A 19,291-nucleotide genomic window follows, 5' to 3' on the forward strand; every position below is an offset into this window, starting at 1 on the left:
GCGCCCGCCGCCCGAGGCGCGCCCCGCTCGGCCCGGGGCTGGCGGCCCGGCTCGAGGCGGGCGACACGCAGCCCATCGCCCGTGCGCTGAAGGTCATGGAGGCGACCGGGCGCTCGCTCCATGAATGGCAACAGGAAACGGGAGACAGCCTCGTCGGCCCCACCGCCAGGCGTCTCGTTCTTGCCCCTCCCCGCCCCTGGCTGCACGCCCGTATCGCCGAGCGGTTTTCCGCCATGGTCGCGCAAGGCGCCATTGGCGAAGCGGAACGTCTTCTGGCCCGCAACCTGGATCCGGCCCTTCCGGTGATGAAGGCAATCGGCCTGCGCGAACTCGGCAATCTTGACGGTACGGCCGAATGCCTCGCCCATGCGATCGAGCGGGCGACGACGGAAACGCGCCGCTACGCGAAACGGCAGGAAACCTTCTTTCGTGGACAGCTCAGCGACTGGCCACGCCTCGATCCAAGCGATTCCACTGCCTGGAAAGCCGCTGCATTTTAGATCATCGGCAATACAGCCAGTGATTGCAACGCCATGTTTTGCGCATAAACTGGCGGTAGGAAGTGGCTGTCATCGCTACCGCTACGGCGCGAATCGGTGCAGGCACGGGTTCAAGAAGAATTGCCAGTGGCAGGCCAGCGGCCTGACCACCGGAAGACTGTCCGGAGGGCGGGCCAGATGCCTTGCTCCCACCAGACATGTCTTGACGGCACCCGCGCCGGCGAGACGCCGGAAACGGACCGGAGGAAAGAGCATGGCCGACAGAACGATACTCGCGACGCCGCGGATGCGGCTTACCGCGTTCGACGTGGCGGATGCAGGCGATCTCCTTGCCTTGCACCGGGAGGAGAGCGTCAACCGGTTCCTCGCCTCGCATGAAATCATCGAAACCCGCGAAGACGCCGCCCGGCACCTGGACGACTATGTCCAGGGCCAGGAGCATCGTGGCTTCAGTCAGTGGAAGGCGACGCTCGCCGATGGCACCTTCGCCGGCCGCGCCGGGTTTTCCGTCTATCCGGAGACCTCCGAAGTCGCGCTCAGCATCTGCCTGAAGCCGGCCTATTGGCGCCAGGGCTACGCCTCGGAACTGGCCGCCGCACTGGTCGCCTGGTTCTTCGAGAACACCTATTTCACCCACCTGATCGCCTTCGTTGCCGCCGGAAACGATCCGGCCCGGCGGATGGTGGAAGGCATCGGCTTCACCCTGCGCCAGCGCACCGTGATCGACGACAACGCTTTCGACTGCCTGCAGGTGCTTTCCCCGGCGCTTGCCCGCTACGCCCGCGCCAGCGCCTGAGCAACGCTCACCTCCCCCTCCCGGGACAGAAAAAGCCCCCGGCGGATCGCTCCGCCGGGGGCTTTTTCACTTCAGCAGGTCGCCTGTGTCGTGCCGGATCACACGGCCCGCAGTTCCTGGTGGTCCGGGCGGTTCTGGCGGGCGAGCAGCTTGTTCAACGCCGAGATATAGGCACGGGCCGAGGCGACCAGCGTGTCCGTATCGGCACCCTTGCCGGTGGCCATGCGGCCGTTCGCCTCGAGACGCACGGAAACCTCCGCCTGCGCGTCCGTGCCTTCCGTCACCGCATGCACCTGATAGAGCGAGAGCTTGGCGTCATGCGGCACGATTTCCTTGATCGCGTTGAAGGTCGCGTCGATCGGGCCGTCGCCGGTGCATTCGCGGGTCTCGTGGCGGCCGTTGACATCCAGCGTCAGGATCGCCTTGCCATTGGCGCCGGTGCCGGCGATGACGGTGAGGGCGATGACCTTGATCTGCTCGCCCTGGGTCGCGATCTCGTTCTCGACCAGCGCCTCGATGTCCTCGTCATAGACATGCTTCTTGCGGTCGGCGAGGTCCTTGAAGCGGCGGAACGCCTCCTCGAAGGCATTGTCGCCGATCTCGTAGCCCAGTTCTTCCAGCTTCTGGCGGAAGGCGTGACGGCCGGAATGCTTGCCCATCACCAGCGACGTGGCCTTCACGCCGACATCCTCGGGACGCATGATCTCGTAGGTCTCGGCATTCTTCAGCATGCCGTCCTGATGGATGCCGCTCTCGTGGGCGAAAGCGTTCTTGCCGACGATGGCCTTGTTGTACTGGACGGGGAAGCCGGAAACCGCCGATACGAGCTTGGAGGCCCGCGTCAGGAACCGCGGCTCGACGGAGCAGGCATAGGGCAGCACGTCGGCGCGCGTGCGCACCGCCATGACGATCTCCTCCAGAGCGGCATTGCCGGCACGCTCGCCAAGTCCGTTGATCGTGCATTCGATCTGCCGCGCGCCGCCGGCAACGCCCGCCAGCGAGTTGGCGACGGCGAGCCCCAGGTCATTGTGGCAGTGAACCGAGAAGATCGCCTTGTCCGCGTCCGGCACCCGCGCGCGGATCTGCTCGAACATCGACTTGTATTCGTCCGGCGTCGCATAACCGACCGTGTCCGGCAGGTTGATCGTGGTGGCACCGGCGCGGATCGCGGCCTCCACGCAGCGGCACAGATATTCGATCGGCGTGCGGGTCGCGTCCATCGCCGACCATTCGACATCGTCGATGAGGTTGCGGGCGCGCGTCACCGTGTCGGTGATGATGTCGAGCACCTGCGCCTCGGTCTTCTTCATCTGGTGCTCCAGATGGATCGGCGAGGTCGAGACGAAGGTATGGATGCGGCCGCGCTCGGCATGACGGATCGCTTCGCCCGCCCTGTCGATATCGGCATGGATGGCGCGCGCAAGCCCGGCGATCACCGACCGCTTGGTCTGCCTTGCGATCTCCGACACCGCCTCGAAATCGCCGTTGGAGGCGATCGGAAAGCCTGCCTCGATGATGTCGACACCCATTTCGTCGAGGATCTCGGCAACTTGCAGCTTCTCCTCCAGGGTCATGGAGGCGCCGGGCGACTGCTCGCCGTCGCGCAAGGTGGTGTCGAAGATGAAGACTTGGTCCTGGCCAGACATGGAACCGGTTCCCTTTTCAGGTCGGGCCCGTCGCCGCGCATCTCACGGATCGCACGGGCCGAAAAACAATGATGGTGCTGGTGAAGGTCTTGATCCCCTGAGCGCCCGCCTCCGTTTGCCAGGGAGGCAGTCGGTGCTCAGGGGCAAATAAGGAGAAGGAGGCCACCGCGACGCAGGAGCCCGCCGCGCGCAGCGCGCACGTCGATCGCAAAAGCGGCATGTGTGCCAGCGGCGATCATCGGGTCGTCCAGTTCCTTGCGTCAGGCCCGTCCTGTCGCGGAAGGGCCGGTGGTTCAAAAACCTGCGCCAAGTCTGCAGGCAGGTTCCTGATCAAATCGTTAACACCCCAAGCACGTACCCGATTGCCCGCGTCGTTGCAAGACACTTGGGCAATCGGGCACTTGGGCAATCGGGCACTTGGACAACCGGGTACTTGGACAACCGGGTACTCGGCCAACCGGGCCTGGAGACCGGAATGCGCCCTCAGAACCCGTCCGGGCCGCGCTGCAGGGCGGCGACGCCGGAGCGCGACACCTCGACAAGGCCGAGCGGCTTCAGGATCGCGATGAACTGCTCCACCTTGTTGGTGCGTCCGGTGATCTCGAAGACGAAATGCTCCGCCGTCGCATCGATCACCGTGGCGCGGAAGGCATCCGCCAGACGGAGCGCCTCCAGCCGCTTCTCGCCGACGCCGGCCACCTTGATCAGCGCCAGTTCCCGCTCCAGCGGCTTTTCGAAGTTGCGGCGGCGCGCGTCGACCGTGAGATTGGTCACCCTGTGCACCGGCACCAGCCGGTCGAGCTGGTGATGGATCTGCTCGATCACCATCGGCGTGCCGGTGGTGACGATGGTGATCCGCGACAGGTGCTTCTCGTGCTCGGTCTCCGAGACGGTGAGGCTGTCGATGTTGTAGCCGCGCCCGGAGAACAGGCCGATCACCCGGGCAAGCACGCCCGGCTCGTTGTCGACCAGCACCGAAAGCGTGTGGCTCTCGGGCGGCTGCTCTATGTCCGCCATGAAATAGGCGGACGGCGCATTGAGGTTCTGTGCGTTCATCTCTTTATCCCCTGTCCGCCGTCAAACCAGCGCCTTGCCTTCGCTCGAAATGGCGTTCGCCACCGCCTCGTCATTCGCCTCGTCCGGCAGCAGCATCTCGTTATGCGCCTTGCCCGAGGGGATCATCGGGAAACAGTTGGCAAGGCTCGCCACCCGGCAGTCGAAGATCACCGGCTTGGGCGAGGCGATCATCTCCTTGATGGCGCCATCGAGATCCTTCGGCTTGTCGACGCGAATGCCGTGGCCGCCATAGGCCTCGGCCAGCTTCACGAAGTCGGGCAGGCTGTCCATGTAGGAGTTGGACAGGCGGTTGCCATGCAGCAGCTGCTGCCACTGGCGCACCATGCCCATGTACTGGTTGTTGAGGATGAACACCTTGACCGGCAGCCCGAACTGGACGGCGGTCGACATCTCCTGGATGTTCATCAGGATCGAGGCATCGCCCGCAATGTCGATGCACAGCGCATCCGGATGGGCGACCTGGGCCCCGATCGCGGCCGGCAGGCCGTAGCCCATGGTGCCGAGGCCGCCGGACGTGAGCCAGCGGTTCGGCGCCTCGAACCCGTAGAACTGCGCCGCCCACATCTGGTGCTGGCCGACTTCGGTCGAGACATAGGTCTCGCGGTCCTTTGTCAGCTCGTAGAGGCGCTGGATGGCGTATTGCGGCATGATGACGTCTTCGGACGGGCGGTAGGCGAGCGAGTTGCGCGACCGCCAGCGATCGATCTGCTCCCACCATCCCTTCAACGCGCCGGCATTCAGCCCGTGCGAGCCCGTGCGCCAGAGCCGGACCATGTCCTCCAGGACGTGGCCGACATCGCCGACGATCGGAATGTCGACCTTCACCGTCTTGTTGATCGAGGACGGATCGATATCGATATGGACCTTCAGCGAGTTGGGCGCGAAGGCATCGAGCCGGCCGGTGATGCGGTCGTCAAAACGGGCGCCGATATTCACCATGACGTCGCAATCATGCATCGCCATGTTGGCTTCATAGGTGCCGTGCATGCCGAGCATGCCGAGCCAATTGTCGCCCGAGGCCGGATAGGCACCCAGCCCCATCAGGGTCGACGTCACCGGAATGCCGGTGATCTGCGCGAACTCGCGCAGCAGCTGGCAGGCGGCCGGGCCGGAATTGATGACGCCGCCGCCGGTGTAGAGGATCGGCTTCTTCGCCCGGGAGATCAGCTCGATCGCGTGGCGAATCGCATCCATGTCGCCCTTGACGCGCGGCCGGTAGCTCTTGTGGGCGATGTTCTTGGGCGGCTCGTAGGTGCCGGTGGCGAACTGGATGTCCTTCGGAATGTCGACGACGACGGGCCCCGGACGACCGGCGGTCGCCACGTAGAAGGCCTCGTGCAGGATGCGCGGCAGGTCCTCGATCCGCTTGACCAGCCAGTTGTGCTTGGTGCAGGGGCGGGTGATGCCGACCGTGTCGCACTCCTGGAAGGCATCGTTGCCGATGAGATGGGTCGGCACCTGGCCGGTGATGCACACGAGCGGAATGGAATCGAGCATCGCGTCGGTCAGCGCGGTGACCATGTTGGTCGCGCCGGGGCCGGAGGTGACCAGAACGACGCCGGGCTTGCCGGTGGAGCGCGCATAGCCCTCGGCCGCATGTCCCGCCCCCTGCTCGTGACGCACCAGGATATGGTTGATGTCGTCCTGCTGGATGATCTCGTCATAAATCGGAAGCACGGCACCGCCCGGATACCCGAACACATGCTTGACCCCCTGGTCCCTGAGTGCCTGGAGCACCATTTCGGCGCCGGTCATCTCGCGCTTCATCGTTCCTGTCCTCGATTGCCGCAGTCGTCCTGCATCAACATTACATCAATCCGTTCGCCATCGCGGTTGGCCCCGCAACCCGCAGGGCATCGTCTTCCTGTCGTGCAGGCAATAAAAAAGGCCTCCGAGGAGGCCTTGCGCGCGCTGAGCTGTCTGGGAAAGCGAGTGTTACCTCGTCCCGGCCGCGCGCGCCCCACATACAAGAATGAGTCCGATGCTCTTGGTCACTTCAGTTCCGTCCGTCCTGTCTTCTGCATCTCCGCCGGCCCCTTCTGGGAAGAAACCCGGCGGATCTCCGACACGCCATGCACGCGACTAGGTCGCCAACACCACATGATCGGGTCGCCGCGCAAACTAGACGGGGGTCGGTCGACGGTCAAGCGCAATGTCAGGAAATTTCGCGCGACCCCCGCAAGGCTTGCCGAATCTTGCAAGACCCGAAAGGAACGGCGACCGCGCCGGCGCCGCCCCGCTGTTTCGCCGCTTGAAGATATCCCCAGCCAGGGGCGCCAAAATCACAGGCAGGCACATGCGATGCGAAAATCCCTTGCATGCACGAGACCGCCTTTGTATATACCCGCTCACGACGGCGGGCGCATCTCGCTCCCCGCCGCGAGGATGTTTTGAAGCCGGCCAGGTCCGGACAGAAACCTCCTCAGGCCGAAACGGCCAGTGGGTGTATAGCTCAGTTGGTAGAGCAGCTGACTCTTAATCAGCCGGTCCTGGGTTCGAATCCCCGTGCACCCACCACTTCCTTCCCGTTGAAAACAAAAAAGAATTCGCCGCAAGGCGGCCGCCGTGAAACGTGAACGGATGGCGAATTTGCGACTGCCTGCGAATTTCGTACGAATTCACAGGTCCGCCTCGCCCTTGCCGCCGGCGCCATTCCTGGTCAGACGCGGGATGAACTTTTTTCGTCCACAAAGCTTGGTTGCAGCCCCGTTGCATCCCTATATGCTGCGGGAACCCTATCCCATTGCCGGGCCGACGCGGCCATCGGTGCGACGCATCGTCTCGTCCGCCCGCCTTCCCATCCGGGCATTCCATGGCACCCATTCTATCGATTTCCGGTCTTTCCAAGACCTATGACACCGGCTTTCAGGCCCTGAAATCCGTGTCGCTCGACATCGAGAAAGGCGAGGTTTTCGCCCTTCTCGGCCCCAATGGCGCCGGCAAGACGACGCTCATCAGCATCATTTGTGGCATCGTCAACGGCACCGGCGGCTCGGTCACGGTCGACGGCCATGACATCGTCCGCGACTTCCGCGCCGCCCGCTCCCTGATCGGCCTCGTGCCGCAGGAACTGACCACGGACGCCTTCGAGACGGTCTGGGCGACGGTTTCCTTCAGCCGCGGGCTCTTCGGCAAGCCGAAAGCGCCGGCAATCGTCGAGAAGGTGCTGCGCGACCTGTCCCTGTGGGACAAGAAGGACAGCAAGCTGATGACGCTGTCCGGCGGCATGAAGCGGCGCGTGCTGATCGCCAAGGCGCTGGCGCACGAGCCGCGCGTCCTCTTCCTCGACGAACCGACGGCGGGCGTCGATGTCGAGCTGCGCCGCGACATGTGGCGGGTGATCCGCGAACTGCGCGACACGGGCGTCACCATCATCCTCACCACCCATTACATCGAGGAGGCGGAGGAGATGGCCGACCGGGTCGGCGTCATCAACAAGGGCGAGATCGTGCTCGTCGAGAACAAGGCGGAACTGATGCGCAAGCTCGGCCGCAAGCAGCTCACGCTGCACCTCGCCGACCCGCTCGACGCGATCCCTGGTGCGCTTGCCACCCACAATCTCGAGCTTTCCGGCGACGGCAGCGAACTCGTCTACACCTATGACACACAGGGCGAACGCACCGGCATCACGGCGCTGCTGCAGGATCTCAACACGGCCGGCATCCGCTTCCGCGACCTGCAGACCCGCCAAAGCTCGCTTGAGGAAATCTTCGTCAACCTGGTCAGGACGCCGTCATGAACATCCATGCCATCAAGGCGATCTACCGGTTCGAGATGGCCCGCACGGGCCGCACGATCTTCCAGTCCATCGTCTCGCCGGTTCTTTCCACATCGCTCTATTTCATCGTCTTCGGCGCCGCCATCGGTTCGCGCATCTCGGAGGTGGACGGCGTCAGCTACGGCGCCTTCATCGTGCCGGGGCTGATCATGCTGTCGCTCTTGACGCAGAGCGTCTCCAACGCCTCCTTCGGCATCTACTTCCCGCGCTTCACCGGCACGATCTACGAGGTGCTGTCGGCACCGGTCTCCTATCTGGAGATCGTCATCGCCTATGTCGGCGCGGCCGCCACCAAGGCGATCATCGTCGGCCTGATCATCCTCGCAACGGCCGGGCTGTTCGTGCCGCTGGAAATCCAGCACCCGGCCTGGATGATGCTGTTCCTGGTCCTGACGGCGATCACCTTCTCGCTGCTCGGCTTCATCCTCGGCATCTGGGCCGACAATTTCGAGAAGCTGCAATTCGTGCCGCTGCTGATCATCACGCCGCTCGCCTTCCTGGGCGGCAGCTTCTACTCGATCTCGATGCTGCCGCCGTTCTGGCAGACGGTGACGCTGTTCAACCCGGTCGTCTACCTGATCAGCGGGTTCCGCTGGAGCTTCTACGGACAGGCCGATGTCGGGGTCGAGATCAGCCTCGCCATGACATTCGTGTTCCTGTTCGCCTGCCTGGCGGTGATCGCCTGGATCTTCAGGACCGGCTATCGCCTGAAGGCGTGAGCCGGCAGCGCCTCACACTGCGACCCGCGCCTTGATATGAGGGTGCGGGTCGTAGCCGGCCAGCTCGAAATCCTCGAAGCGGAAGGCGAAAAGGTCCTTCACATCAGGATTGATCCGCATCGTCGGCAGCGCCCGGGGGGCGCGCGCAAGCTGCTCTTTCGCCTGCTCCAGGTGATTGAGATAAAGATGCGCGTCCCCGAAGCTGTGAATGAACTCGCCCGGCTCGTACCCCGTCACCTGCGCCACCATCATCGTCAGCAGCGCATAGGACGCGATGTTGAAGGGCACGCCGAGGAAGACGTCGGCGGACCGCTGGTAGAGCTGGCAGGAAAGCCGCCCGTCGGCGACATAGAACTGGAAAAGCGCATGGCAGGGCGGCAGCGCCATTTCGTCGACCAGCGCCGGGTTCCAGGCCGAGACGATCAGCCGGCGGCTGTCGGGGTTGCGGCGGATTTGCGCGACAAGGTTCGATATCTGGTCGACCGCCGTGCCATCGGGCGCCGGCCATGAACGCCACTGATAGCCGTAGACCGGCCCCAGATCGCCATTCTCGTCGGCCCATTCGTCCCAGATGCGGACACCGTTTTCCTTGAGATAGCGGATGTTCGTGTCGCCGGCGAGGAACCACAGAAGCTCGTGCACGATGGACTTCAGGTGCAGCTTCTTCGTCGTCACCATCGGAAAGCCGTCGGCAAGGTCGAAACGCATCTGATGGCCGAAGACGGAGAGCGTTCCCGTTCCCGTCCTGTCGGTCTTCTTCGCACCCTCGTCGAGGATGCGTTGCATCAAGTCGTGATATTGCCGCACGCCGTGGCCGTCCGCTTGCCGATTCTCATGGGCCCCATCGTCGCCCGCAAGCGCCGCGCGGGCAAGCCGCGCCGCGCGGTTTCGCCCGCTATTCAGCCGAAGGCGGCGGGGAACGCCCTCACTTGGCGCTGAGCCCCGGCCATGTCTTCTCCGCCCTGGAGATGAAGCCGGGCACGTCGGCGCGCCACTTCGCCTGGATGTCGTCATTGTAGTTCAGGTAGAGCCGGCCATCGACGATGTCCCAGTTCTGCGGGTCCCCCTTGGCGAGCTTGCCCTCGGCCACCGCCCAGGAACAATAGCCGCCATAGGCGGGCGCGTATTTCGCCGGCTCGGCAAGGAACGCCTCCCGGTTGGCCTCGCTGGCGAAGCGCCACTCGGCCCCGGCATGGGTCGCGGTGATCTGCGGCGATCCCTTGACCGGCTTCCTTTCGGTGAAATAGGCGACCGGATCGTAACCGCCGACGGCAACGCCCTCGACAATGCCGGTGAAGACACGCCCCGTGTCGTCGCTGCCTCCGAGCCCGAACCAGCCGGCACTCGCCCCGCCGGCGACAAGCGACAGGCCGAGGGCGGCAACGAGAACCTTTCTGCGCGTTGCAGTGGTCATGATACTCTCTCCGCGTGAATGGATCTTGCAACAGTTGTAGCGGCAAGCCGGCCGCATGCGCCAATGACGTCGTCTCACAAGCCTGCGACCGGGCATTCTCCTTCGCCCTGCGGCTTGCCCCTTTTCACCGGGGCATGGAGCGCCTATATTCATGGGTGCCGGTGCAAGCCGGCTATGGCGATAAACGGACTTCGGAATAAGCCTATCGGACCCGGGGGCGGTACCCGGCGCCTCCACCCAAGCCCGCCAGTTCACGCAGGAAACTGCGGTTTGGCGGGTTTCGGCGGGGGCGAAATAGGATCGACGAGGGTGTAAAGGTCGTTCTTTTGCTCGGCATGGTTCCGCCGTTATCGGGCCGTCTCAATAGTTGCAAATGACAACTATGCTATGGACAACGCTGTCGCCGCGTAATGCGGTGCCGGTAGTCCTTTAAGCCCTGTGGGGTAGCACCTTCAGGCGGGGTTCGGAGGCACCTGGCAACAGAAGCCTCCACTTCAGCCGCCAGAACCACTGTTCCACATGCCCGATCGGCCCGGGCCCTGTCGCTTCGGCATGGCGAAGGCCGCAAAAATCCGCCACAATGAGCGGCAGAGCGCAACAGGATGGGGTGAAAGCCCGAGACAGGTGCGATCGGCGCTTTCCAATTCGCCTTCCGCGCGCCATGTTGGGCGTAATCCGACTCACACTGTTTGTTGCAAGCGATGGCCGAAGACCTGATCCGCTACGATATCGTCATCCAGGATGCGCTGCGCGGCGCTGTCCGCAAGATTCTGACCGAAGTGGGCCGGATCGGCCTGCCCGGTGAGCATCATTTCTACATTGCCTTCGACACGAATGCGCCGGGCGTGCGTATCTCCTCACGGCTGCACGAGCGCTACCCCAAGGAAATGACGGTGGTGCTGCAGCACCAGTTCTGGGACCTCGTGGTCACCGACCACGCCTTCGAGGTTGGCCTGTCCTTCGGCGGCATTCCGGAAAAGCTCTTCGTGCCTTTCTCCTCCATCAAGGGGTTCTTCGACCCGTCCGTCCAGTTCGCGCTCGAGTTCGAGCCCGGCAAGACGGCCGAGGAGCTTCCCGAGGAACTGGTCGATGCGGCCCGCGATCAGGAGCGCGCCGCGACGACCCTTGCCGAGGTCGAGCAGGCCACGAGCGACACCAAGCAGCCGGCTGCCAAGCGCCCCGCGCCCAAGTCGGACGACCAGTCCCCGGACGCGACGCAGGACGGCGAAGACGCGGCCAAGGACGGAAACGCAGGGGCCGACGTGGTTTCGCTGGATTCCTTCCGAAAGAAGACCTGACCCTCTGCACACATGCGCCGGAGGCTGTGATGACGGGTGACATCGTCAATCTGAGACAGGCCCGCAAGGCGCGCGCGCGCCGCGAGAAGGAAACCCGCGCGGCGGAAAACCGCGTGCAGTTCGGCCGGAGCAAGGCCGAAAAGACCCTCACCCGGACAAAGGCGGAAAAATCCGCCGCCCATGTCGACGCCCACAAGCGCGAGCTTCCACAGGCCGACCCGCCGCGCGGAGACGGCACGGCGGACGACACGGCAGGCGGCACGACGGCAAACCACACTGGCAAGACCGACGGACCCGGCCGGTCGTGACGCTTGTCAAACGCTCCCTGACCCTGCACGGGCACCGCACCAGCCTGGCGCTTGAGCCGGAGTTCTGGGAGGTGATCGAGGAAATGGCAGAGGATGCAGGCCTCACCGTGCCCGCGCTTGTGGTGCGCATCGACGATGCCCGCGGCCATGACCAGGTCGAATTGCCGGCCTCGCTGTCGTCGGCGCTGCGCGTCGCCGCGCTCGCCTATTGCCGCAAGCCGGCCTTTTCGGAAAACTCGAACGCTCCGTGAACCGACGTCAGTGCGCACATGACGTGAACGTATGTCTCTCGCGTAAGACCGCTCCATGCGTCCGCCCGGGCGAAACGTCTACCGATCCGGCGTGACGCCGATAAAGACCGGAGGATCGAGCGGCGGCAGCAATTGCAAGGGCTTGCCGGTCGACTGCTCCTGCGGTGTCAGGGTGCCGCGCGTGTCGAGATCTTCCAGGGCACGCCTTATCTGGTCGCCAAAGGGCGCCGGCGGCACCTCCCCGACGGGTCGTTCGGCCGCATCCCCGCCGGACCGGCTGCGTGCGTTGCGTTGCTGCGCGGCCCTGGCCCGCTCCGCCTCCGCCCGTTCAGCCTCTGCCCGTTCAGCCTCTGCCCGTTCAGCCTCTGCCCGTGCCGCTTCGGCCCGTGCAGCGGCCTCACGGGCCGCTTTTTCCGCGGCGGCCTTCTCCCTTGCCGCCTGCTCCTTCGCCGCCTGCTCACGGGCCGCCTGCTCACGGGCCGCCTGCTCGGCCTTGCGGGCATCCTCCGCCGCACGCGCGGCATCTTCCCTCTGGCGTTGCTCCTCCAGCGTTTCCTGGCGCTCCTTGCGGCGCTGCTCTTCGCGCATCCGCCGCATTTCGCGCATCAACCGGTCGCGTTCGGTGATCTCCGCCTGCAGTTCCTCGACCCGTCGCACTTCCTCCTCGAAGGCACGCAGCGTCAGGAACGCGGTGAAGGGCGCGATATCGATGCTCCGGCCGGGATCCTCGAGCGCACCGGAAAACACCAGCCCGACCTGAGCCTCCGCGCCCGTGACCGCCTCTTCGCCCGGGTCCACCTTGAGCGAGAAATCGCTTTGCAGGGCCAGCTTCTCCAGATCGACCTGCGCATTGCCGAACAGGGTCATGTCGGCATTGTCGACGCGTGCGTTGCTGACCCTGACGACACCGCCGGCGATCGAGGCATTCGCCTCAAGCGCCGCGAACGGCAACCGGCCCGCATCGAGATGGCTCGAAAACGCCTCCCGGATCGCCTCGTCATCGAGGTCGAGCCCCGCATCGACGGCCCGGATCACCAGCGCGAAGGCATCCGGGTTGAGACCGCGGATCTCGCCGTTCTCGACCCGCATCGTGCCGCCGCCGGAAAGACCGGAGACGATGCCGGCGATCGAGCGACCCGTCCCCTCGAAGTCCAGATTGAGCGCTATGCGTCCAGTCGCGACGGGGCGGGCGGCGCGCTCCCACACGAGTTCCCCCAATTCCGCGTCGCTGATGCGCATCGATGCGGCAAGGTTCGCCTGCCCCTCCGTCCGTTTCAGCGAGTAGGTGCCGGTGAGATCGCCGCCGGCAAATCCGGCTTGCGAGATCTCCATCGACATCGTGCCATCCTTGAAGCCGATCCGCCCCTTGACGTCACTTGCATCGGGTGCGGGGGCAAGGCTCATCCTGCGCGCCGCGAAATCGAGCGAAAGGTCGATGCCCGACAGGATCGGCGGGCCGAAGGCGGCCGTCGACCAGGAGCCGTCCGCCATCGCCGAAAGCTGGTCCGCGCCCAGAACGAGATCGCCGAGTTCGGCGAGGTCGAGATGCGACAGGCTCACCGAACCGCGCAGGCGCGGGTCGAGGCTCGCGAGCGCCCGCCGCAGGTCGACCTGCAGGTCGCCATCGATCCGCGTTCCCGCGATGCTGCCCGAAAGCCCGGCCAGTTGGAAGGCATCGCCCTTGCCCTCCAGTCCCGCAACCAGGTCGAGCGCCCCGGACGATGCGGAGAGAGAAGGCAGCCGTCCGGTCAAGAGCGTGAAGGGCAGAAGGTCCGGCGCCTTCGCCACGACATCGGCGGAATACTCCGCCCCGTCCCTGCCTGACAGCGACAGCGAGCCGGTCGCGCTCAGCGACGCCTCCCCGAGATAGATGCGGGCATGCCCCTCGAGCCCGTCCTCGGGAATGCCCGCCCCGCCAAGCTCGATCCGCGCCTCGCCAACGGCCGCGACCGGCAGCACGGGAATGCCGGCCTGCGCCAGCAGCGCGGTCCCGTCGGACGCTCCGAAGCCGGCCTCGAAGTCGATGGACGCCGAGCGCCAGGCATCGAGACGCCCGTCCAGCCCCAGGTTGACGTCGACGCTGGTGCCGCCTGCCTGCCCCTGGATGCTCGCACTGGCCCGGGTCGCGGCACTCGCTCCGGCTCCCGTCGCCTCGCCTTTGAAGGACAGCTGCAACTGCGCCGGCGCGAAAGCCTCGGAACGTGCGCTGAACTCCCGCAGGACACGGCTCTCGGGATCGACCGCCAGAAGCAGGGCCGCAACGCCGTCGACACGGTCCGCGTCGATGCTGATGTCGAGGTCGCCCGCAGGAGCGGTCGCCAGCGCATCGATGCGCCCCTTGGCCGAGACCCGTGCGCCGGAAAGGTCGGCAATGCTCGCATCGTCAATGACCAGAGCATCGTCGCGATAGGTTGCCTGCAGCGAAAGCGTGTTCGCGGAAAACGTTCCGAAATCGACTTCCTCGGAGAACAGCTTCAGGTCGAACTGGGTCCCCGCCCGGGAGACCCCCTCAACCAGCCCGCCCTCGCTGCCAAGGAACAGCCGGGCGAGCTTCAGCGCCTGATCGCCGTCGATCCGCTTGGCATCGAGATCGGCGGTGAAGAGCGCCGGCCCGTCCGCGGGCTTCGACCATGAAACCGCGCCGCGCCCGGTATCCGGCCCGATCTCGAAAAGGAGGTCGGTGAGCGAGACGCTGTCAGGCCCGGCATCGACGCGCGCTTCCATGGCAAAGGGTGTCGCTGCGACACCGCTCACCGCTCCCTTGCGCCACCAGTCCGAGAAGACGGCCGGCTGGGCGACGGAAACGGCGAAGCTGCCACGGAAGCTCGCACGGGGCTGCAAGCCGAGATCGCCGAGCGCAAGAAACTCCGTGCGACCGGGGAGCCGTCCCGAGAGTTCCGTCAACCGCCAGCCCGTGGCCAGCCTGTCGGCCGTCAGGGCAATGTCCTGTGCAAGTCCGCCGCCGGATACGAGAGCCGGAACGGCAATCTCGACCGTCCCGTCGATGGGCGGATGCGGCAGCGCCCGGAGCGCGCCGAGAAGCATGTCGCCCGCTTCGGAGACACTCAGCGGCTCTTGCGGTCCGCGTCCCGAGATGCGGTCAAGGTCGACCTGCTTGGCCGTCGCCGCAAGATCGAAGCGGTAGGGTTCGGCAAGGGTAAGGTCGAGGCCGCCGTTCAGCGCGACCGGACGGTCTTCGGGACCATACCGGAGCGTCGCCTCGCTCAGCGAAAGCTTGCCGACATCCAGCGCGAACTTGCCCTCGCTGCGCCATGCCCGCTCGGCCTGTTCGGCCGGCGTCACCGACACAAAGGTGAAGTCGCCGTCATAGCCCGGCCGGCCGTCCGCCAGCGCCAGCCGGCCATCCATCACCAGATCGACAGGAAGCGAGACGGGTGTGATGCCGGCGCGCAGCCGGACACTGCCCTGCGCATCGCCGCGCCCCGTTGCGAGCACCAGGGTGGCGCGTTCGCCCATGAAGCTCGCCATGCCGTCGAGCTTGTAGGGGCCGAGCATGGACCGCGCCGCCACCACCAGGTCGATGTCGTCGATCCTGTGGCTCTGGCCATTGCGCGCGTCGATCACCGTCAGGCTGCCGTCACGGATATTCGCCTGCTCGAGCATGACGAGATCGGGATCGACGTCGGAAATCATCCCGTTGCGCGCGCGCGCGGTGAACCAGTCGAGCCGGCCGGCCTCGTCGATCGACAATCGCAGCGCCGGCCGCTCGAGCGTCATGTCGATGATCCGCACTTCGCCCTTCAGCAGCGGCGGCAGCTCGATCCGCATCTCGAAACGCGACACGGCGAGCAGGGGATCCTCCGGCTCGCCGACGCGCACGTCGGAGAAGGTGAGCGTCGGCGTCGGCAGGAGTCGCATCTCCGCCTCGCCCATGACGGCCACCCGATGCCCCAGCAACTGCTCGCCATAGCGTTCGAACGTCGTGCGATAGGCGGTCCAGTCGATCAGGAACGGGCCGACCAGTGCCGCCACAAGGACCGCGATCACGGCAACGCCGATCGTGATGTAGATCGAGTTCAGGATCTCTCTCCCAGATTGGCCCCGGCCCCGCCCCGGACGTTCTCAGTCAATCCGCACGATCTTGCCCGGGTTGAGGATGTTGTCCGGATCGAGCGCGGTCTTGATCGCCGCCATGACATCGAGCCCGGCGCCGTGCTCGCGCGCAAGATACTTCATCTTTCCCTGACCGACACCGTGCTCGCCCGTGCAGGTTCCGCCCATCTCGATCGCACGCCAGTTCAACCGTTCGATGAAGGCTTCCGTGACGGCGACTTCCTCGGGATTGTCCACGTCGACAAGCACCAGGACGTGGAAATTGCCGTCGCCCACATGCCCGACAAGGGGAGCCAGGAGGCCATGCTCCTCGATGTCGCGATAGGTCTCGCCGATGCATTCGGCAAGCCGCGAGATCGGCACGCAGACATCGGTGGAAACCCCCTTGCAGCCGGGCCTGAGGCCAAGCGCCGCCCAATAGGCATCGTGCCTGGCGGCCCACAGCCGCGTCCGGTCCTCCGCCTTGGTCGCCCAGACGAAGTCGCCGCCGCCGCATTCGCGGGCGATCTCGCTGAAGATTTCGCTCTGCTCGCGAACGCCGTTCTGCGTCCCGTGAAACTCGAGGAACAATGTCGGCGTCTCGGCAAGTTCCAGCTTGGAATAGGCGTTGCTCGCCCGGATCTGGTGCGAATCGAGCACTTCGATACGCGCCACCGGAAGACCGCACTGGATCGTCATGATCACCGCGTTGCAGGCCGTCTCGAGATCAGGGAAAGGACAGACGCCGCCGGACACGGCCTCCGGAATGCCATGCAGGCGCAGCGTCACCTCGGTGATGATGCCAAGGGTCCCCTCGGAGCCCACGAGCAGGCGGGTCAGGTCGTAACCGGCCGCCGACTTGCGCGCCCGTCCGCCCGTATGGATGACCCGCCCGTCGGCCATCACCGCCGTCAGCGCCAGCACCGCATCCTTCATGGTGCCGTAGCGCACCGCATTGGTGCCGGAGGCCCGCGTCGCGGCCATGCCGCCAAGGCTTGCATCGGCGCCCGGATCAATGGGGAAGAACAGGCCCGTGTCGCGCAGGTATTCGTTGAGCTGCTTGCGGGTTACCCCCGCCTGAACGACGCAATCGAGATCCTCGGCATTGACCTTGATGACGGAATTCATCTGCGACAGGTCGATCGAGATGCCGCCTGCCGGCGCGTTGACATGGCCCTCGAGCGAGGAGCCGGTGCCGAAGGGGATGATGGGCACGCGGTGCTCGGCGCAAATGCCGACAACCGTTGCCACCTCTTCGGTGGAATGCGCGAAGACAACCCCGTCGGGCGCCTGATTCGGCAACCATGTGGTTGTGTGGCCATGCTGCTCTCGCACGGCCGCGGCAGCCGAGAAGCGCTCGCCGAACCGCTGGGCAAGTATCTTGACTACGAGCTCGATGCCGCTGTCATTGCGGTTTATTGGCGCCTGGAGCGTTGCAAGGCTCATCAATTGTCTCCCGAAATATGGCCGCCGGAGCGGTGGCGGCCCGGCCGAAGCCGGTTGCCGTGTTTGCGTTCGCCGCCGGTCTCGGACTAGGCTTGCCGCACACTAGCAAAAACGGCAAGCCCGGCCAAAGACTTCCGGCCCTCAAGGACGGTGCTCCGGCGCCGGGCCGAATGCCGCATTCACGGACCAGCCCGTCATGCCCTCGACTGCACACGCCAATGCCCCGTTTCAAGGTTCGATCCAGACCGTTCGCGCTGATTGGCTCGACTATAACGGCCATCTCAACATGGCCTACTACAATGTTCTCTTCGACACCTGTCTCGACGAAGCCTTCATCCATCTGGGCCTTGGTCCGGACTATGCGCGCCGCAACGAAGCCTCCTTTTTCACCGCCGAGACCCATCTGTGCTACCTGCGTGAACTGAACGGGGGAGATCGCGTCCGGGCAACCGTGCAACTCGTTGATTTTGACGGGAAACGGGCGCATCTCTACCAAGAGCTCTTTCACGCCGACGAAGGCTTCCTGTCGGCGACCTCGGAGCAGGTCTCACTGCATGTCGATCTCAAGGCACGCAAGGTCGCACCCTGGCCCGAGGATGTGCTGCAACGCCTGCAGGACATGAAGGACGCCCATGCCGTGCTCGGCCGCCCGGAAAGGGCCGGTCGCAGCATTTCCATCAACAGACGCTGACCCGGGAACGGGCGACAGCGCGGCGACAGCGATGACCGGCCTCTACAACCAGCTGCGGCGGCTGCCCGAAATTGCAGCGCGCTGGATCGAGCCCAATGTGCGGCTGTTCCGCACGACGCGGCTTCCGCTCGTCTGGGGGCTGGCGATCGTCATCGGCCTGCTGACCGCCATCGCCGCGATCCTGTTCCGCCTCGCCATCGGCATCATCCAGTGGACCTGGCTCGGCACGACGGCCGAGACCGTGGTGACGGCGGCCGCGCATGTGCCCTGGTGGGTGATCCTGCTGGCCCCGGCCGCCGGCGGCCTTTTCGTCGGCATCTATCTGGAGAGGCTGCAGTCAAAGCAGCGCGCCGGCGGTGTCGCCGATGTGATCGAGGCCCGCGCGCAAGGGGGGCGCGGCCTGCCCTTCTGGTCGGGCATTTCCTCGGCCTTCATCACCACGGTGTCGCTCGGCTGCGGCGCCAGCGCCGGTCGCGAGGGACCGGTCGTGCATCTCGGCGCGACCATCGGCACGGCGATCTGCCAGACCTTCCGCCTGCCCGACGCCTCGCGCCGCATCCTGCTGGCCTGCGGTGTCGCCAGCGCCGTCTCCGCCTCGTTCAACGCCCCGATTGCCGGGGTTCTCTTCGCCCACGAGGTGATCCTCGGTCACTACGCAATGACCGCCTTCGTCCCCATCGTCATCGCTTCCGTGCTCGGAACGCTGCTCTCGCGCGCCTGGTTCGGCGACGTCGCGGCCTTCATCATTCCCGACTACCAGATCACGTCGACGCTGGAGATCCCGGCTTTCGCCCTGCTCGGGCTGACCTGCGCGGCGGTTGCCGTCATCTTCCAGTTCGCGCTGATCGGCACGGACTGGATGGCACGCAATGTCACCATGCCGCTCTGGCTGCGCCCGGTGGTGGGCGGGCTTGCCGTCGGCGCCATCGGCATTGCCTTTCCCGAAGTGCTTGGCGTCGGCTACGAGGCGACGGATCTCGCCCTGCGGCAGCAACTGCCCCTGACGACGATGCTGGTGCTCCTGGTCGCCAAGACGGCCGCGACCTCGATCACGCTGGCCTCGCGCTTCGGCGGTGGCATCTTCTCCCCTGCCCTTTATCTCGGCGCGATGACCGGCGGTGCCTTCGGCCTGATCGCCGCCTCGGTGTTTCCCGAACTCGCCTCCTCGCACGGGCTCTACGCCATCCTCGGCATGGGCGCGGTGGCCGCCGCCGTCCTCGGCGCCCCCTTCTCCACGACGATGATCGTCTTCGAGCTCACAGGCGGTTATGCGCTCTCCATTGCCCTCTTGATCGCCGTCTCGATCGCCACCGG

At 65.5% G+C, this 19,291-nt stretch carries 15 protein-coding genes, 1 tRNA gene, 1 other RNA gene and 1 pseudogene; 11 read left to right on the forward strand and 7 right to left on the reverse strand.

Annotated features, from left to right (window positions below; translation table 11 throughout):
• Both ACN0T5_RS18335 and ACN0T5_RS18340 read left to right on the forward strand, forming a co-directional pair.
• A pseudogene (locus tag ACN0T5_RS18335) lies at window positions 1-500 on the forward strand (tRNA (adenosine(37)-N6)-dimethylallyltransferase MiaA); the annotation flags it as partial.
• A 253-nt stretch (window positions 501-753) separates the two neighbouring features.
• Entirely contained in the window at window positions 754-1,296 is a 543-nt protein-coding gene (locus ACN0T5_RS18340; RefSeq protein ID WP_417770063.1) for a GNAT family N-acetyltransferase, read from the forward strand.
• A gap of 98 nt (window positions 1,297-1,394) precedes the next feature.
• Here the strand turns inward: ACN0T5_RS18340 and ACN0T5_RS18345 are convergent, their stop codons facing one another.
• The 3 genes from ACN0T5_RS18345 to ACN0T5_RS18355 form a co-directional block, all read right to left on the reverse strand.
• Window positions 1,395-2,942, reverse strand: a complete 1,548-nt coding sequence (locus ACN0T5_RS18345) for a 2-isopropylmalate synthase (RefSeq protein ID WP_417770064.1) — start codon at window positions 2,940-2,942, stop codon at window positions 1,395-1,397.
• A gap of 483 nt (window positions 2,943-3,425) precedes the next feature.
• A complete protein-coding gene (gene ilvN / locus ACN0T5_RS18350; protein WP_417770065.1) occupies window positions 3,426-3,998 on the reverse strand; it encodes an acetolactate synthase small subunit in 573 nt (190 codons plus the stop codon).
• A gap of 21 nt (window positions 3,999-4,019) precedes the next feature.
• The gene (locus ACN0T5_RS18355) at window positions 4,020-5,786 is read right to left on the reverse strand and encodes an acetolactate synthase 3 large subunit (protein WP_417770066.1); all 1,767 of its coding nucleotides are present in this window, start codon (window positions 5,784-5,786) and stop codon (window positions 4,020-4,022) included.
• Between the two features lie 674 nt (window positions 5,787-6,460).
• Here ACN0T5_RS18355 and ACN0T5_RS18360 point away from each other — a divergent pair.
• The 3 genes from ACN0T5_RS18360 (at window position 6,461) to ACN0T5_RS18370 (ending at window position 8,516) form a co-directional block, all read left to right on the forward strand.
• Window positions 6,461-6,536, forward strand: a tRNA-Lys gene (locus ACN0T5_RS18360).
• 295 nt (window positions 6,537-6,831) lie between these two features.
• The gene (locus tag ACN0T5_RS18365) at window positions 6,832-7,758 is read left to right on the forward strand and encodes an ABC transporter ATP-binding protein (RefSeq protein ID WP_417770067.1); all 927 of its coding nucleotides are present in this window, start codon (window positions 6,832-6,834) and stop codon (window positions 7,756-7,758) included.
• Entirely contained in the window at window positions 7,755-8,516 is a 762-nt protein-coding gene (locus ACN0T5_RS18370; RefSeq protein ID WP_417770068.1) for an ABC transporter permease, read from the forward strand. The genes ACN0T5_RS18365 and ACN0T5_RS18370 overlap by 4 nt, the downstream gene beginning before the upstream one ends.
• Window positions 8,517-8,528: 12 nt before the next feature.
• Here ACN0T5_RS18370 and ACN0T5_RS18375 read toward each other — a convergent pair whose 3' ends face one another.
• Together ACN0T5_RS18375 and ACN0T5_RS18380 are read right to left on the reverse strand one after the other, a co-directional pair.
• The gene (locus ACN0T5_RS18375; RefSeq protein WP_417770069.1) at window positions 8,529-9,323 is read right to left on the reverse strand and encodes a thymidylate synthase; all 795 of its coding nucleotides are present in this window, start codon (window positions 9,321-9,323) and stop codon (window positions 8,529-8,531) included.
• 118 nt (window positions 9,324-9,441) lie between these two features.
• Complete coding sequence (locus ACN0T5_RS18380; RefSeq protein ID WP_417770070.1) at window positions 9,442-9,930, reverse strand: YHS domain-containing (seleno)protein; 489 nt, start codon at window positions 9,928-9,930, stop codon at window positions 9,442-9,444.
• Window positions 9,931-10,047: 117 nt separating this feature from the next.
• On the opposite strand from ACN0T5_RS18380, the gene ssrA reads away from it, so the two are divergent.
• The 4 genes from ssrA to ACN0T5_RS18400 all read left to right on the forward strand — a co-directional run bounded on the left by ssrA (window position 10,048) and on the right by ACN0T5_RS18400 (window position 11,787).
• Window positions 10,048-10,424, forward strand: a transfer-messenger RNA (tmRNA) gene (gene ssrA / locus ACN0T5_RS18385).
• A 207-nt stretch (window positions 10,425-10,631) separates the two neighbouring features.
• Complete coding sequence (locus ACN0T5_RS18390) at window positions 10,632-11,228, forward strand: SspB family protein (RefSeq protein WP_417770071.1); 597 nt, start codon at window positions 10,632-10,634, stop codon at window positions 11,226-11,228.
• Window positions 11,229-11,257: 29 nt separating this feature from the next.
• Window positions 11,258-11,536 carry a DUF4169 family protein gene (locus tag ACN0T5_RS18395; protein ID WP_417770072.1) on the forward strand — a complete coding sequence of 93 codons (279 nt, stop codon included), beginning with the start codon at window positions 11,258-11,260 and terminating at the stop codon, window positions 11,534-11,536.
• The gene (locus ACN0T5_RS18400; RefSeq protein WP_417770073.1) at window positions 11,533-11,787 is read left to right on the forward strand and encodes a ribbon-helix-helix domain-containing protein; all 255 of its coding nucleotides are present in this window, start codon (window positions 11,533-11,535) and stop codon (window positions 11,785-11,787) included. The genes ACN0T5_RS18395 and ACN0T5_RS18400 overlap by 4 nt, the downstream gene beginning before the upstream one ends.
• 78 nt (window positions 11,788-11,865) lie before the next feature.
• On the opposite strand, the gene ACN0T5_RS18405 is transcribed toward ACN0T5_RS18400, so the two are convergent.
• Window positions 11,866-15,831, reverse strand: coding sequence for an AsmA family protein (locus tag ACN0T5_RS18405; RefSeq protein WP_417770077.1), 3,966 nt, complete (start codon window positions 15,829-15,831; stop codon window positions 11,866-11,868).
• A 39-nt stretch (window positions 15,832-15,870) separates the two neighbouring features.
• On the reverse strand, window positions 15,871-17,286 hold the full coding sequence (locus ACN0T5_RS18410; protein ID WP_417770074.1) for an FAD-binding oxidoreductase: 1,416 nt from the start codon (window positions 17,284-17,286) through the stop codon (window positions 15,871-15,873).
• Window positions 17,287-17,482: 196 nt separating this feature from the next.
• Here ACN0T5_RS18410 and ACN0T5_RS18415 point away from each other — a divergent pair, with 196 nt between their 5' ends.
• Complete coding sequence (locus tag ACN0T5_RS18415) at window positions 17,483-17,977, forward strand: thioesterase family protein (RefSeq protein WP_417770075.1); 495 nt, start codon at window positions 17,483-17,485, stop codon at window positions 17,975-17,977.
• Between the two features lie 31 nt (window positions 17,978-18,008).
• The coding region (locus tag ACN0T5_RS18420) for a chloride channel protein (RefSeq protein WP_417770076.1) at window positions 18,009-19,291 on the forward strand (1,283 nt) is incomplete at its 3' end.

This window comes from Stappia sp. (assembly GCF_048261845.1).
In the GTDB taxonomy this organism is placed as follows: domain Bacteria; phylum Pseudomonadota; class Alphaproteobacteria; order Rhizobiales; family Stappiaceae; genus Stappia.

Coding starts and splice junctions, on each gene's coding strand:
- ACN0T5_RS18340 (WP_417770063.1), top strand. CDS start 754: ATGGCCGACAGAACGATACTCGCGACGCCGCGGATGCGGCTTACCGCG.
- ACN0T5_RS18345 (WP_417770064.1), bottom strand. CDS start 2,942: ATGTCTGGCCAGGACCAAGTCTTCATCTTCGACACCACCTTGCGCGAC.
- ilvN (WP_417770065.1), bottom strand. CDS start 3,998: ATGAACGCACAGAACCTCAATGCGCCGTCCGCCTATTTCATGGCGGAC.
- ACN0T5_RS18355 (WP_417770066.1), bottom strand. CDS start 5,786: ATGAAGCGCGAGATGACCGGCGCCGAAATGGTGCTCCAGGCACTCAGG.
- ACN0T5_RS18365 (WP_417770067.1), top strand. CDS start 6,832: ATGGCACCCATTCTATCGATTTCCGGTCTTTCCAAGACCTATGACACC.
- ACN0T5_RS18370 (WP_417770068.1), top strand. CDS start 7,755: ATGAACATCCATGCCATCAAGGCGATCTACCGGTTCGAGATGGCCCGC.
- ACN0T5_RS18380 (WP_417770070.1), bottom strand. CDS start 9,930: ATGACCACTGCAACGCGCAGAAAGGTTCTCGTTGCCGCCCTCGGCCTG.
- ACN0T5_RS18390 (WP_417770071.1), top strand. CDS start 10,632: ATGGCCGAAGACCTGATCCGCTACGATATCGTCATCCAGGATGCGCTG.
- ACN0T5_RS18395 (WP_417770072.1), top strand. CDS start 11,258: ATGACGGGTGACATCGTCAATCTGAGACAGGCCCGCAAGGCGCGCGCG.
- ACN0T5_RS18410 (WP_417770074.1), bottom strand. CDS start 17,286: ATGAGCCTTGCAACGCTCCAGGCGCCAATAAACCGCAATGACAGCGGC.
- ACN0T5_RS18415 (WP_417770075.1), top strand. CDS start 17,483: ATGCCCTCGACTGCACACGCCAATGCCCCGTTTCAAGGTTCGATCCAG.